Source organism: Limosilactobacillus reuteri (genome assembly GCF_002254085.1).
In the GTDB taxonomy this organism is placed as follows: Bacteria; Bacillota; Bacilli; order Lactobacillales; family Lactobacillaceae; genus Limosilactobacillus; species Limosilactobacillus reuteri_K.
The window spans coordinates 26,968-39,839 of sequence record NZ_NGPY01000055.1 but is presented as its reverse complement, the minus strand read 5'-3'; the positions used below and the strand labels follow the sequence as shown (position 1 = coordinate 39,839).

The following is a 12,872-nucleotide window of genomic DNA, read 5'->3' as shown; positions in this document are numbered from 1 at the left end:
AAAACTCAACCTTAAATAGTTAAATTAACCACTTCACCATCTTTGAACGTGAACTTTATGTAACGTTGAAAGATGGTGATTCTTTCTATTTTGAACTAACTAGTCGAGTATTCTATGTTCTATTTCGATAGTCAAGTAGGCGTTTGTAGGGTAATCGTGTATTTAACGTTTTATATAAAAGAAACGTGTTAAGGGAGGCAGCAAAATGACAGATCGACAAGCAAATGTGAAACTAAGAAGTTATCAAACATCTGATTGTATGGACATTAACCTATACAAAAATCATCACCTCATTTTAGTAACGAAGCGATGATTGCGATACAAAATTTATTTTTGCCTGTTTCTAATTTGCTTATTAATTCGATTAATATGTTGCTCTTCTAACAAACGAATAAAAAGCCAAATAGCGATATAGACGATAATGAAAATTATAATGGTTTGCCAATTAAGAGGCCAGTGATTGATTAGCATCATTACAGAATATAGAATAAAGGTCCCAATTAGGTGAATAACGAGAGCAATCGAATATGGTAGTTCTGTTTGAAAGACAAAACTTAATTCCCCGATCAATCCACTAATAATGAACACTGTAATGACACTAGTAGTAGAAACAGTCATATTAGGTGTGAGAAATGCAATAATTGCGAGATAAGTAATAGATCCATAACCCATCCCGCGAATAAAGTAACGGATACCCCTTTTTAAATTTATCATTTTATAGTCCCAATCTTCTTTCTAACTCTGGTAGATATTTCCGTGAAACATCGGCACGTTGATCAAAATTTAATTTAGCAATCATGTTACCAGTAAATCCAGCTTCTAAGGAAAGTAAATGATTTAAATTAATAATGCCGTGTTTTGATACTTGAACAAAATTTTCGTTAAGCCTTGTTAATACCTGATATAGTCGTCCGTTTGTTTGAATTACATCACTTTTTGTATAAAAAGAGAGAATGTTTTTGGTTACCTCTACCTTGATAAGCTCTGTTTGCTTTATAGTTAAAATCCTGTCTTCTGTTTTTATTGGGATTAAAGAGCTACTTTTCTGATTATACTTATCTAAATAATTAAGCAGGTTAATAACTTTATCGTTTTTAGTAACAGCGTTCACAGTAATATTAAGATCGTCAGGACCTAGTAATGGATCTGCCTGAAAATGAATTTGCACAATTAACTCTTCCTCTGATATCGATTTGCCAAAACAGCTCCAAGACCTATTAAAACTATAGACATTCCCACAATCATTAATGCATTACTATAATTATTTAACTGATAACCATGAATCTTGAAGTGGATACCCAGATATTCAATCATTTGGTACCGACTAGATGGCGGTAAAAATTTTTTGCTTAGTTTGTTTAGTAGAAGGCTTCGCAAGCTAGCAGCCTCATAACTACTTGGAAATAATTTTACTACAAATTGTGCTGATTTGGATAATGTTCCATAGGGCATATAAGTAGCGATCATAAATCCGGAAGCTGCGCCAATTATGGCAGAAAGGCGGCTAAAAGTCGTAGAAGAATGGATTAGGTCAACAATAATTAAATTAACAGCACTTGCGCCAATTGCACCTAAAACAATAAAAACTAATCCGGGAAGCAATGCAGTAGTTGGAATAGTAATATTATCTACTAAAATAAAGTAAACTGCCATGATGAAGAATGTAATGATCTGCATTAGTGTGCTAATAAATATTGTTGCAGTTAAATAGCTACAATTAATTTGGAACGGTGTCAAATCAGTTAGACTTAAATCATCCCATGTTCGACTTTCTCGATCTTTGACTAATTGACCAAGAGCTTGAAATGAAGTGGTAATGCCGGCGATGGCAACAATTCCACTAATCATCCATAAATCTAACATTTCTTTTGCATGAGGCAATGATTGCCATGAAGATATCAGGTTTTGTTGCAAAAAACCAATATAAATAAAGAATGAAATTAAAGCACCAAGGCAAGACATCAAGACACCAATCTTATTAGCAAAGTAAATCTTTAAGTTTCTTTTAATTAACGCAATCATATTATTGAAGCTCCTTTCCGGTAATTTTGACAAAAGCATCGTTAATTGAACCGGGGGTATATGAGAAGTTAATGATATACTCTTGATTGCTATGTAGTAATGTAATAACTTCTGAACAATTAAGACCATCAAAAGAAAATTTTTGAGGTGTTAATTGTTTCTCAGGGTAGTTAGTTTGTAGCTTATGTCCATTTGTTGTAACCACTAATTTAGTTGGTGCATAACGTTGTTTAATATCGGTTGCTGAGCCAGAAACTAAAATTTTGCCGTTTTCTAAGATATACATTTGATCGGCATTTTCGGCTTCTTCTAAGTAATGAGTTGTTAGAAAAATAGTTAGACCATGTTCCTTTTGTAGCCTTTGAAGGAGGTTCCAAATAACAAGTCGCGTTTGTAAATCCAATCCAGTTGTCGGTTCATCAAGGAAAAGAATATCTGGGTCGGTAATCAAGGCACGAGTGATATCAACCCTGCGTCGCTGTCCACCAGATAATGTTCCATAGCGCTGATTTAGAAAATGGGTGAGGCCCATTAGGCTAATTAACTGGTGAACCCATTCAGTATGGTCTTCATGATATAAGTTTGATCTAAAGTTAAGATTATCTTTAACTGAAAGCTCTTTATCGAGAATGCTATCTTGGAAGACAACGCCAATTTTTATTCCTTGACGGCGTGCGATCATCCCAGAGGTTGGCGTCATTAAACCAGTAAGAAGATTGATAGTAGTTGATTTTCCTGCACCATTAGTACCTAGGTAAGCAATTAATTGACCACGATCGATCTGTAAATTTACGTTATCTAGAGCTAATTTTGTTCCGTATCTTTTAGTAAGATTATTTGCCTTAATTAACATGATTAGAATGCCTCCTGATATATTTGATAGTGTGAATATATCAGTAAAAACAATATTTGTGATTGATAGAAAGATAAGTGGTTAATATATGATTATGAAATGCAATTATGGTTAACTAAAAATAGCACCCAAATTCGAAGAGCTGAGTGCTATGTAAACTTTAATACCATCTTTGAATGTGGATCCATATTGGGGTGGGAGTAGGCTTTGGTGTTAGTATAAGGCACAAAAGAAGTTGAATTTCATAAAGCAATTTATCGTATAATTAAAGTAAAAACGAGGTAAGGGGAAATGAATAATATTTCTAAAAGTGACTGGCAATTATTCAACAAGTTGCTTCCAGAATGGCAAGAAAGATATATGAATCGACTTAACCAAGAATACAAAAGAATATTAAATGGTGATGGTTCGCCATCAAATAAATTTTGGAAGTTGGAAAAACGAATAAAAGCAGATCGAAAATCGCCGGGGGTTATTGTTGAGGTATCGAAAAACTCCATGTTTCAAACTTTACTGCAGTTAATATCAGAGAAGGTAATTACAGATGAAGATTTAAATGGTTTTAGTGAAGAATTAAGAGACGGGATTAATGATGTTGTTAAACGATTTGGCTAATCTAAAGTTTCGAAAGTAATAACAATAGCTAGCCAAAATGAAGTTAAACTACATGGAAATAGGTAAAGAACAGAGACCAATCTCCCCGCAATGGAATAAATTTTAATAGAAAGCCAAGTAATTACTAAGTTCTTTAGAGAAGGTGGCTGTTGCTTGGCTTTTTAAATTATGAATATCCTATAACTAATCTTCTAAAAATTAATTAACCGCATTAATCTTTTGTAAATGCAGTATCTTGTCCGTATGTAGATTTTATATAATAAAAGCAGAAAATAATTGATACAAATATAAAGTCCAGATATAAGGGAGGTTAGTTATGAACAGGAAGCAACATCAGAAACCATTTTACCGCCGTCCATGGCTATGGATAGTAGTTGCACTATTACTAGTTGGTGGGGGATGGTTTATTAGTAACCATAATCAGGCACAGAAAACTCAAAGAGATTCAGTCGTTAAAACAACTACAGAATCAGATAAGAAGAAAAAGTCGACAAAAGAATCTAAGAATAAAGGGAAAGATAGTTCTGCTACTAAATCTTCCAGTAATAGTAATAATCAATCAGCGAACTCGATAAGCGCGCAACAGTCTCAGCAACCGAATAATGAGAAGAGTTATCCAAATAATAATAGTCAGACAGCCTCTTCAACAATTCAGCAGCCTAATAATGGAACGATAACCCCACCAAAGGAACCAGAGCCATGGGTTGATCCCGGTAATTATGAACCAAATTCAATTATTGGTGATAGTTCTACAATGTATTGTTACTTGCCAGGACAATATCCTGATCCTGGAATTGCTCCTGAAAATGTGGTTTATTTCGATTCATTAGCTGATGCCCAGGCAGTTGGGTATCGGACACATCAATAAAATAAGAGTGCTATACAAAAAGTTCATTTGTACGCACTCTTTTTATTATTCGAGAAATTTATCATATGCATTATCAGTTAAATTATATTTTTCCATAACTTTGTGTTTAACGATCTCTGGTTTAATATTGAGTTCATAAAGAGAGTCAATTAGCTTTTTTATGTCTTCCTCGCGAACTTCCATTTTAGCGTCCATCAAGTTCAATTCGTACTTCATAAAGCCATCTCTCCTTTCTGGATCTTGTTTGACTTTATCAATTTCGCCTTGAATTTGTGCAATAAATCTATTCTTATTGTCGCCTTGATTACGCATTAAAGCAAGGAAGTTCTTAATCGGTTCATCATTTTTATCAAATTTTTTAGCAAGGGCATTGAAAATAACGACAGTCCGATTATCACCAAATTTCAGGTTATGGTCTCGAGTACACGTAAGATTAAATTCATATCGTGCCCATCCCTGCTTAAAATAATCAAAATTACAAAACATAATAATATAAGTAGGGTAATTATTGAGTACTGAGTAATTATCTCCAGGTCTTAATAGCTCATGATCAACCTGTTCTTGGTAATAACGTAACCGTGCTGGTATGTTATTTTGATTATTAACTTGCATCTCAATGACAATGATATTATTTTTATCATCACGAACATAAACGTCAAAGCGAACACGATGGGCACTAACGATATTAATATTTTTTTGGGTGTCTAACTGGATAATCTGTTTTGCTTTAATATTTGGCAGGGCTCTATTAATTAACTCTAAACAGATTTCTTTATTTTGCATTACTAGTCCAAACATTGGATCACTAGTAATTGTCATCTTTTGCCATTTATCATAGATTAAGGCAATTTGTTCTTCTCGTGATAGATTATTCATAAATTTACTCCTTATGTATTTTTGCTTCTAAAGGAATATATACGTAAATAATCTAATTTTGCAGCAAAAATTTAAGTTCACTTACTTTGAATCGCCGCCAGTTTTTCATTATCAATCGAAACCGGTAAAACAATTGAGAGCAGTTTTATTAAGATAATATCCATCACACTGATAAAAATAATTATCAATAAGGTAACGAAGATCTGAACAAGCAAGAGGTGCAAATTGCCACCAAATAAAAGCTCATTAGGTACTTGATGACTGATCTGATGGCTAGCGAAAATGAAAGAGAATAGCCTATTGTAATCCAGAGAATCACGACTAAGCCACACATCTGAGTTTTGATTAATATTTTTATACGACGAAACAAAACGTTTGTACTCTTTTCACTACTTAAGTTACACTTGATTCAATAATGTAAGAATCTGGAGGGATGAATATGAAAAAGTATGATGATATTCTGATTGGATCAGGACCAGCAGCCTACAAAATGGCTAATCTTTTGGCTAAAACTGACCATAAAGTATTGGTAATCGAGGGCTTCGAATATGGGGGTACTTGTCCTAATTATGGATGCGAGCCAAAAATTTTTCTAGAAGGAGCTGCCCGGACTGTCCTCCAATCTCAGCAACTTCTCGGTCGAGGCATTGGTCAACCAGCAAAATTAGATTGGGAAGCATTAATGCAGACTAAGCTTAAGCGGTTCGATCCATGGCCAGATGAAACTCGCAATATTATTAAGAAAAATCATGATATTGAAGACGGCTACGCAAGTTTTGTTGATAACCATACTATTACTGTAAACGGTCACCAATACCAAGCCAATCATATTATCATTGCGACGGGGCAAACGCCAAATATTCTGGATATTCCTGGTAAAGAATATCTTCATACCAGCTATGACCTCCTCTCGTTAAAAGAACTTCCACAACGGATTATGATAATCGGTGCTGGCTTTGTTGGCTTAGAGTTAGCAACCCTTGTAGCAGCTGCTGGCGCTGAAGTAACAATCGTTGTTCATTCTGACCGCGTCCTTCGTGAATTTACAAAGACGGAAGATGAAGCGCTAGTTAATGCGATGCAGCAACGGGGAATAAAATTTAGCTTTAATACTGATACGCAAAAAGTAAGCCAAGGTAAAGACGGCTTGCTCGTTACGACCGATCATGGCGAAATACGGACTGACTATGTACTTGATGCAACTGGTCGTCATCCCAATATCGAAAAATTAGCGCTTGAAAATACTGATATTGAATATGATCGTCATGGTATTAATGTCGATGGTCACTTGATGACAACAGTTGACGGTGTATACGCAATTGGGGATGTTGTTAATCGGAAACAACCTAAATTAACACCGGTCGCCGAATTTGAAGGCCAATATCTTTTTGACTACTTAACAGGTAAAACGAATCAAGATATTGTTTACCCGACAATTGGTCAAGCTGCTTTTACTTTTCCTGAAGTAGCTCGCGCTGGTGTTAATCCCGATGATGTTGTGAATGATTCCAATTATCAGATTAAGAAAGTTTCACTAAAATATGGTAGCCTTTACGCGGGTCAAAACGATCAAATCAGTACCCTTACTTTAATCTTTAAAGATCAGCAATTGGTAGGGGCAAGTGAAATTGGCGATTACGCGACTGATGATATTAATAACTTCTTGCCAATTATTGGTTTAAAAATAAATGGGAAGGAGTATCGCCAAAAAGTAATGGCGATTTATCCAACATTAGGTGATAAGGTTGCTGGATTGTTACCTTAAGTAATAAAAATCTCTTCTGTGAATTCGGAAGAGATTTTTTTCCTCTTTGTCATATAGTACAATACAAATACAAACTTAAAAGCTAGGGTATTATCAATGACTATATTTGTAATTCTATTAATTTATAAATTTATTAAGGGAACCTTTGAATATGAAAAGGTAACGCGGTTTGAATTGGTAATTCTTCCTATTTATTCCGCAATTATGATGGTCTTGAGTTTAGAAAACGTTAGATCTTTAACAGCATTTGGCCTTACAATTATTCTTTTAATCCTCGGAGGTTCAATTGGTTTTCTTCAAGCTAGTCAGACGCAAATCAAGGATACCAACAAACTAGATTCCCATCAGCGACCGATTTTGAAGGTTAAGAGAAATTGACCGTATCTTGTGGGCTGGCTTGTTTCATTTGCAATTGGGATTAGTGTTGAAGTATTTTATGGTGCGCATATTGACACGACGGAAGTATCACATGAACTGTTTGAAGAGGTTCTAAAAGACTTATCCGCAATCGCCTTTTTCCGCAGTCACAACGCTTGGTTCATATGGGTGTTAAATGTGGCAACTAGTTTTACCTATGGAGCCTGCTTAATGGTTCGTTATCCCAAGATTAGGGAAGCAGTGCGGCGAAAGAAATAAAGTGACCAATACAAGACTTTATTAAAGTAAACCTAAATATGCTAAACTTTAGTAAGAGTATGTAATTTAGGAGGAATCACCTAATGGATTTACAAGATGCAATTAATCAACGCCATTCAATTCGTCAATTTACGGACAAACCAGTTGAAAAGAAGATGATTACTAAAATTGTTGAATTAGCTCAACGTGCTCCATCATGGGTAAACTCTCAACCTTGGCAAGTATATTGTGCGATGGGCGATACATTACAAGCAATTAAGAATGCTTATAGTGACCAAGATATTGCAGGTAATCAAGGGGATTCAGATTTGCCAGTGATGAGCCGTGAAGATTGGGCACTGCAAACTCAAGCTAACATGAAGCAGTGGCGTCATGGGATTGTTCATCACTTTGCTAATTTTGATGTAGCTCATGAAAACATGACAAATGCTAGTAATACTTTATATGATTCGCCAGTAATTCTTTATATTACTATTCCTAAAGCTTCACCAGATTGGTCGATTTTTGATGCGGGCTTGTTTGCTGAAAACATTATGTTAGCCGCAACTGCTTATGGCTTGGGAACGATTCCAACCTATAACAGTGTTCGTTTCCCGGCTATTCTTCACCAAACTTTAGATGTGCCAGCCGATGAACGGTTTATTGTTGGTATCTCGCTTGGGTATTCGGCTCATACAACAATTAATAGCTACCATTCAGAGCGTTGTCCTGTAAATGAAATTTTGCATTTTAACTAAATAGGAAGGGCATAATGTTGCAAGATTTAATTACTCTTCGCCTTTAGGAAAGATTAGGCTTCAAGCAGGGGAATATGGAATCACTGAAGTAAAATTTCTTGATCGGTCTGAAAAGAATAATCTTAATCCTAATTATCTTTTAATTAAAAATGCCGTTAGATGATTATTTCCTGGGAAATGTTCCTTCAACATATTTCCAGTTCTATTTGAACGGTACAGACTTTCAACTGAGAATATTAAGCCCTAATAATAAAAAGACGCGGGTGAGGAAAAGTTTTTCTCATCGGCGTCTATCTTTTTATTCTTTCCATTTAATTGAAAAGTCATTCTATTTACTTTTGTCCTTGAAATATTTTTTGACTTTTGGTACAACTTCTTTTCCGTAAATTTCGATTGCTTTTAATACATCTTTATGGGGCATTGAGGCAATTGGTAAGTGGAGGTAGAAACGCTTCAAACCAAGTAATTCCATCATTTTAATAATCTTGTCAGCAACCGTATCGGCATCTCCGACAAAAATAACACCATTTTCGCCAATACTTTCAAGGTATTGTTCATATGTCATGCCAATCCATTTCGGCCGCTCTAATGGTTGAGTTAGGATTGTTACCAGTAGCTAGTGATATTTTCAATGGCTTCTTTGGTCGGGGATAATTACAATGTAGTCAACTTTTGGTCAATCAAGAATTTCGTTCCGGTTAATTTCAACTAGTATATCTAATTTTTCATTAAATAGTTCATCATAATTATCAAGATCATAACCAAATAAGTCAAAAGCTTCAGTAAATGATCCACGACCAGCCATAATTTTAATTCTTTCAGGAGCCATTGCATGCGGTGTGTTCACCGATAGCGTATGCATCAATTCCTAATTAATCGGCCAATTCTATTTTTTTCAATAAGATTTCTAATCCGGTTAATTGTCTTACCTGTTTTTTCGAGTGGAGGTTTTTAACTTGTAAATAATTAGTTTTTCCTACAAAATTCAAGTTTATTCGTTACAATAACTAGTATGGCAAAGAGAAGGAAAAAACAAAATTTAATACATTTATCACTTATTTTAATCGTAGCAACAATAATCGGCGGAAGTTTCTTTTATTCTCATCATATGAGAAAGGTCAGTAATTCATATGCTGTTAGTGAAACAGCGATGTTAAACATTGGCGCAAAAGTATATAATTCACTTTCAGCAATTCAACGGGTTAGTCTTCCAGAACAAGTGACAGTTAAAGTTAATCGTTATTATTTGACTTCAGCTAATAAAAATAAAGAAACATTTGCACGAATCAACTACAACGGTAAAAACTATTTCGTTAGAACAACAGATATAGAATTGAAAATGGATAATACTATAAATAATTATCTTAACCAATCAGGCTTACCTCATGCTAAAATCACGAAACAAATATCCAGTATATTTGAACAACGAGGTTATAGTACTTCTTCCGGTGTTCCTCGTGGGGTCGTAATTCACGATACTGGAAATGAAAATACAACAACTAATAGCGAAGTTTCTTATATGAAGCAGAATTATAGCTCAACGCAGGTTTTTGTTCATACATTTATTGATAATCAACAAATTTTGAATATCGCTGATACAAAATATATGGCAGAAGGTGCAGGACCAAATGCTAATCCATACTTTGTCCAGTTTGAAATGCCACATGAATATACCGCAGCTTCTTTTGCAAAACAGCTTGGCAATGCTGCTTACTATACAGCCTATATCTTAAAACAGAATAATTTGCCCGTGACGAAGGGAACCAAAGATGGTGGCGGAACTGTTTGGACACACGCAATGGTTTCAAGTTATCTTGGTGGAACTGATCACCAAGACCCAGTTTCTTATTGGTCGACATCGGCTCGTAAGTTATTTGATACAAGCTATATAATTAATGATTTTGTTGAACTAGTGCAGGCTTACTATAATGAAATGTAAGTAAAAACTATTTTTTGAGTTGCTGATTAATTGAGCGGATCTCTTTTTTTATTGAGTACCAATTAAGGCTCCAAATTATGGCATAAATTATAATAAAAATAAGCGTGAAAATAGCAAAATTAATCCAAGTCAGCGGGAACCAACCACATAGGATTGCTAATGGCGCAAAGCCAGCATAGTAAGCACAGAAATTAATGATCGTTTTCTTTAGCAGTGACCAATTTTTAAGTTCAAAAATTAAACTTCCAAATCCAAAAACACAGCCGATTAGCATCCATAAAACAACGGAAACAGTTACGCTGTTAAGGGGATGAGCGAATTGGTTAACAAAATTAGGGGATGATGGGTAGTAGATGGTACTGCCATTAAGATAGTTGAAGACTAAAGAGATTGCTAGACCAATTAGAACTCCGATTCCTGAGAAACCAATCGTATATTTGATATATTTTTTCATAGTCCTAACCTCGCTTTCAAATTTTTAATTTTTCGTCGTGAAATCTGAATATGGCTACCATTCGTTAAAATTGCATCTATCAAGCCATTATCTAATAACTCAAGGTGATCAAGGTAATGATAATTAAAAATAGTGCTACCAGATGCTTCAATAAAGTCATTTGGAAGATCGCTTTTGAAGTGGGATAACCGTTTACGATAAAAGTAGGTATGATCTTTTGTTAAAATTTTAGTACCGGTCTTAGCAACAGTTAATTCAAAGATGTCAGGGAATTTAATAGGGATAATTTGATCTCGGTCATAACACCATAATACTGATTCGGTGTTCGTGAAACCTTTTAAGAGGTTGCTAATTTCAGGATTCATTTCACGGACAAATAACTCAAGGTGCTCCTCTTCAATATTAGGGTCGATATGACAGTTTACTTTCATAATCCTCACTTCCTTTCTAATCTAAGTATATTAGATTTACCATTGCTTACATTGTATATGTAATAAGTGGTCAAAACTTTACAGCAAATGGCAAAATTCCTTAAATTATTGGTCGTTTAGTTTTTTATAAAGAAAATTTTTTTATCCGATTAAAGGTGTAATAGTGGAGAGTTATTAAAATCTATCCTATATTTATATTAGGAGGGATGGTTAATGACTCTCTTAATAATTTTTTGTTTGCTGATTTTATATAACTTCATTAAAGGAACATTTCAATTTGAATCTGTGACTAAGACTAGTTTTATAATTATTCCGATTTATGCATTAGTCATGACCATTATTTCGATCTTTACGGAGCAACAGGAATGGCATTTGATGGTTACAATTGTTTTAATTTTAATCGGCATCATGCTTGGCTGGTTTCAAACCTTTAGCGTTCGCATTGTTAAGACAGCGAAAAAGGATAAATACGGTAATCATATCTTTAAATATCGTCGTGGTTGGGCCTACTTATATGGATTTGCCCTTGTATTTATGGTTGAAGTTACGACAGATCGACTTTTAGGGCTAAGGATGACGTTCAAAGGTCTCTTATTTGAATTGTTAGATGAAGTTTTACGAGAACGTTTTAAGTTTTTGCCAGATAATGGTTGGGTAATTTGGCTATTGCTCACAGTTACGACTGGTACCTACACTTTAATCCTTATTCATCACTATCCCTGCATTAAAGAGGCATTAGTTTGGAAAAAATACGCTAAGAAAAAACGGTCAGGAAAAAACTAGTATTTTTCACTGACCCTTTTTGTTTAAAAAGTGTGTTTTAAGCAAGCCGTATACTGTTAAAAATGCGAAGAAAATAACAGATGAGCATAATGCTCTTTTGTTATTAATAGTTAGGTAAGCTGTACATCTTCATGTCTTTATCTTTCATTATTTGATCCAAAAATGTCTAAGAAACTAATAAAGAGATTAATAAAGTCAAGGTAAAGTTGTAAAGCGCCAAGAACAGCCAGTCCATTGGATGAGACTTGACCATTGCATTCGATATAGATATTTTTCATTCGTTGCGCATCCCAAGCAGTTAACGCTGTAAAAATGATTACGGCAACGATCGAAAGCAGATAATTAATCATTGGACTTTGGACAAAAAAGTTAACCAGCATGGCGATAATCAAGCCAATTAAGGCTGCACTGGCATAAGAACCAAGTCGCGTAAAATCACGGTGAGAAAAAGTACCAATAATTGCCATTGTTAAGAATACACCCGCTGAGGAAACGAAGGCTGTTGCAATATCAGTACCAGCATAAGCGCCTGCGATAAAAGCAAAGGTAATTCCGTAGACGATCGCTGTTAAAATTAATAGGAACAGACAAAGACCAGGACTACGAGTAGCATTAAAATTGATCCCCAACGTCAGGATGATTGGCAAGAGGATAATTAACCACATTCCCCAGCGGTTATTGACCATAAAAGCAGTAAATTGCTGAGCGAAAACAGTCATTACGAGCCAAGCGGTTAAAGCAGAAAGCAATACTGCCAGGGTCATTAAACCATACATTTTTGTTAAAAACTTATTTAAGCCGGTAATATCAACAACGTTTCGACGGTTAGGTGAAAAATTGTCCATTATTGAACGCTCCCTTCACAAATAAATCTTTACCTTTATTATATTCCA

Annotated in this window: 18 protein-coding genes; 8 read left to right on the top strand and 10 right to left on the bottom strand. The window is 34.8% G+C overall.

The window, feature by feature from the left end; genetic code table 11:
* Positions 1-327 precede the first annotated feature (327 nt).
* Genes CBG10_RS08550 through CBG10_RS08535 form a run of 4 tightly spaced genes read right to left on the bottom strand, consistent with a single transcriptional unit; the run spans position 328 to position 2,875 of the window.
* A complete protein-coding gene (locus CBG10_RS08550) occupies positions 328-714 on the bottom strand; it encodes a DUF3021 domain-containing protein (protein WP_094500969.1) in 387 nt (128 codons plus the stop codon).
* A 1-nt stretch (position 715) separates the two neighbouring features.
* Complete coding sequence (locus tag CBG10_RS08545; protein WP_094500967.1) at positions 716-1,168, bottom strand: LytTR family DNA-binding domain-containing protein; 453 nt, start codon at positions 1,166-1,168, stop codon at positions 716-718.
* Positions 1,169-1,170: 2 nt separating this feature from the next.
* On the bottom strand, positions 1,171-2,022 hold the full coding sequence (locus CBG10_RS08540; protein ID WP_094500965.1) for an ABC transporter permease: 852 nt from the start codon (positions 2,020-2,022) through the stop codon (positions 1,171-1,173).
* A gap of 1 nt (position 2,023) precedes the next feature.
* Positions 2,024-2,875, bottom strand: a complete 852-nt coding sequence (locus CBG10_RS08535; RefSeq protein WP_094500963.1) for an ABC transporter ATP-binding protein — start codon at positions 2,873-2,875, stop codon at positions 2,024-2,026.
* A 291-nt stretch (positions 2,876-3,166) separates the two neighbouring features.
* Here CBG10_RS08535 and CBG10_RS08530 point away from each other — a divergent pair, with 291 nt between their 5' ends.
* Both CBG10_RS08530 and CBG10_RS08525 read left to right on the top strand, forming a co-directional pair.
* On the top strand, positions 3,167-3,490 hold the full coding sequence (locus tag CBG10_RS08530) for a multidrug transporter (RefSeq protein ID WP_094500961.1): 324 nt from the start codon (positions 3,167-3,169) through the stop codon (positions 3,488-3,490).
* A gap of 316 nt (positions 3,491-3,806) precedes the next feature.
* The gene (locus tag CBG10_RS08525) at positions 3,807-4,358 is read left to right on the top strand and encodes a hypothetical protein (RefSeq protein WP_094500959.1); all 552 of its coding nucleotides are present in this window, start codon (positions 3,807-3,809) and stop codon (positions 4,356-4,358) included.
* A 45-nt stretch (positions 4,359-4,403) separates the two neighbouring features.
* Here CBG10_RS08525 and CBG10_RS08520 read toward each other — a convergent pair whose 3' ends face one another.
* On the bottom strand, positions 4,404-5,234 hold the full coding sequence (locus CBG10_RS08520) for an Rpn family recombination-promoting nuclease/putative transposase (protein ID WP_225360000.1): 831 nt from the start codon (positions 5,232-5,234) through the stop codon (positions 4,404-4,406).
* Between the two features lie 433 nt (positions 5,235-5,667).
* Between CBG10_RS08520 and CBG10_RS08510 the strand changes: the two genes are divergently transcribed.
* The 4 genes from CBG10_RS08510 to CBG10_RS08500 all read left to right on the top strand — a co-directional run bounded on the left by CBG10_RS08510 (position 5,668) and on the right by CBG10_RS08500 (position 8,372).
* Positions 5,668-6,999 (top strand): dihydrolipoyl dehydrogenase family protein, encoded by a 1,332-nt coding sequence (locus tag CBG10_RS08510; RefSeq protein WP_094500957.1) that lies wholly within the window; start codon positions 5,668-5,670, stop codon positions 6,997-6,999.
* Between the two features lie 96 nt (positions 7,000-7,095).
* On the top strand, positions 7,096-7,377 hold the full coding sequence (locus CBG10_RS11570; RefSeq protein WP_225361531.1) for a hypothetical protein: 282 nt from the start codon (positions 7,096-7,098) through the stop codon (positions 7,375-7,377).
* Positions 7,378-7,386: 9 nt separating this feature from the next.
* Positions 7,387-7,635, top strand: a complete 249-nt coding sequence (locus CBG10_RS11565; RefSeq protein WP_225361529.1) for a hypothetical protein — start codon at positions 7,387-7,389, stop codon at positions 7,633-7,635.
* 83 nt (positions 7,636-7,718) lie between these two features.
* A complete protein-coding gene (locus tag CBG10_RS08500; RefSeq protein ID WP_094512336.1) occupies positions 7,719-8,372 on the top strand; it encodes a nitroreductase in 654 nt (217 codons plus the stop codon).
* A 328-nt stretch (positions 8,373-8,700) separates the two neighbouring features.
* On the opposite strand, the gene CBG10_RS11560 is transcribed toward CBG10_RS08500, so the two are convergent.
* Together CBG10_RS11560 and CBG10_RS11555 are read right to left on the bottom strand one after the other, a co-directional pair.
* The gene (locus CBG10_RS11560; RefSeq protein WP_225361527.1) at positions 8,701-8,937 is read right to left on the bottom strand and encodes a hypothetical protein; all 237 of its coding nucleotides are present in this window, start codon (positions 8,935-8,937) and stop codon (positions 8,701-8,703) included.
* 111 nt (positions 8,938-9,048) lie between these two features.
* The gene (locus CBG10_RS11555) at positions 9,049-9,219 is read right to left on the bottom strand and encodes a hypothetical protein (RefSeq protein WP_225361525.1); all 171 of its coding nucleotides are present in this window, start codon (positions 9,217-9,219) and stop codon (positions 9,049-9,051) included.
* Between the two features lie 165 nt (positions 9,220-9,384).
* Between CBG10_RS11555 and CBG10_RS08485 the strand changes: the two genes are divergently transcribed.
* Complete coding sequence (locus CBG10_RS08485; protein ID WP_094512335.1) at positions 9,385-10,311, top strand: N-acetylmuramoyl-L-alanine amidase; 927 nt, start codon at positions 9,385-9,387, stop codon at positions 10,309-10,311.
* Between the two features lie 7 nt (positions 10,312-10,318).
* Here the strand turns inward: CBG10_RS08485 and CBG10_RS08480 are convergent, their stop codons facing one another.
* Together CBG10_RS08480 and CBG10_RS08475 are read right to left on the bottom strand one after the other, a co-directional pair.
* Positions 10,319-10,765 carry a DUF3021 domain-containing protein gene (locus tag CBG10_RS08480; RefSeq protein WP_094512334.1) on the bottom strand — a complete coding sequence of 149 codons (447 nt, stop codon included), beginning with the start codon at positions 10,763-10,765 and terminating at the stop codon, positions 10,319-10,321.
* Complete coding sequence (locus CBG10_RS08475) at positions 10,762-11,196, bottom strand: LytTR family DNA-binding domain-containing protein (RefSeq protein WP_094512332.1); 435 nt, start codon at positions 11,194-11,196, stop codon at positions 10,762-10,764. Before CBG10_RS08475 ends, CBG10_RS08480 begins: the two co-directional genes overlap by 4 nt.
* Positions 11,197-11,409: 213 nt before the next feature.
* On the opposite strand from CBG10_RS08475, the gene CBG10_RS08470 reads away from it, so the two are divergent.
* Complete coding sequence (locus CBG10_RS08470) at positions 11,410-11,979, top strand: hypothetical protein (protein WP_019251474.1); 570 nt, start codon at positions 11,410-11,412, stop codon at positions 11,977-11,979.
* Between the two features lie 137 nt (positions 11,980-12,116).
* Here CBG10_RS08470 and CBG10_RS08465 read toward each other — a convergent pair whose 3' ends face one another.
* Entirely contained in the window at positions 12,117-12,824 is a 708-nt protein-coding gene (locus CBG10_RS08465) for a Bax inhibitor-1/YccA family protein (RefSeq protein WP_065867087.1), read from the bottom strand.
* Between the last annotated feature and the right edge of the window lie 48 nt (positions 12,825-12,872).

What these genes read in the sequence shown, in the direction of transcription:
- CBG10_RS08475 (WP_094512332.1), bottom strand. Translation starts at nt 11,196, where the DNA reads ATGAAAGTAAACTGTCATATCGACCCTAATATTGAAGAGGAGCACCTT.
- CBG10_RS08530 (WP_094500961.1), top strand. Translation starts at nt 3,167, where the DNA reads ATGAATAATATTTCTAAAAGTGACTGGCAATTATTCAACAAGTTGCTT.
- CBG10_RS08540 (WP_094500965.1), bottom strand. Translation starts at nt 2,022, where the DNA reads ATGATTGCGTTAATTAAAAGAAACTTAAAGATTTACTTTGCTAATAAG.
- CBG10_RS08550 (WP_094500969.1), bottom strand. Translation starts at nt 714, where the DNA reads ATGATAAATTTAAAAAGGGGTATCCGTTACTTTATTCGCGGGATGGGT.
- CBG10_RS08485 (WP_094512335.1), top strand. Translation starts at nt 9,385, where the DNA reads ATGGCAAAGAGAAGGAAAAAACAAAATTTAATACATTTATCACTTATT.
- CBG10_RS08500 (WP_094512336.1), top strand. Translation starts at nt 7,719, where the DNA reads ATGGATTTACAAGATGCAATTAATCAACGCCATTCAATTCGTCAATTT.
- CBG10_RS08535 (WP_094500963.1), bottom strand. Translation starts at nt 2,875, where the DNA reads ATGTTAATTAAGGCAAATAATCTTACTAAAAGATACGGAACAAAATTA.
- CBG10_RS08520 (WP_225360000.1), bottom strand. Translation starts at nt 5,234, where the DNA reads ATGAATAATCTATCACGAGAAGAACAAATTGCCTTAATCTATGATAAA.
- CBG10_RS08525 (WP_094500959.1), top strand. Translation starts at nt 3,807, where the DNA reads ATGAACAGGAAGCAACATCAGAAACCATTTTACCGCCGTCCATGGCTA.
- CBG10_RS08470 (WP_019251474.1), top strand. Translation starts at nt 11,410, where the DNA reads ATGACTCTCTTAATAATTTTTTGTTTGCTGATTTTATATAACTTCATT.
- CBG10_RS08465 (WP_065867087.1), bottom strand. Translation starts at nt 12,824, where the DNA reads ATGGACAATTTTTCACCTAACCGTCGAAACGTTGTTGATATTACCGGC.
- CBG10_RS08480 (WP_094512334.1), bottom strand. Translation starts at nt 10,765, where the DNA reads ATGAAAAAATATATCAAATATACGATTGGTTTCTCAGGAATCGGAGTT.
- CBG10_RS11560 (WP_225361527.1), bottom strand. Translation starts at nt 8,937, where the DNA reads ATGACATATGAACAATACCTTGAAAGTATTGGCGAAAATGGTGTTATT.
- CBG10_RS11570 (WP_225361531.1), top strand. Translation starts at nt 7,096, where the DNA reads ATGACTATATTTGTAATTCTATTAATTTATAAATTTATTAAGGGAACC.
- CBG10_RS08510 (WP_094500957.1), top strand. Translation starts at nt 5,668, where the DNA reads ATGAATATGAAAAAGTATGATGATATTCTGATTGGATCAGGACCAGCA.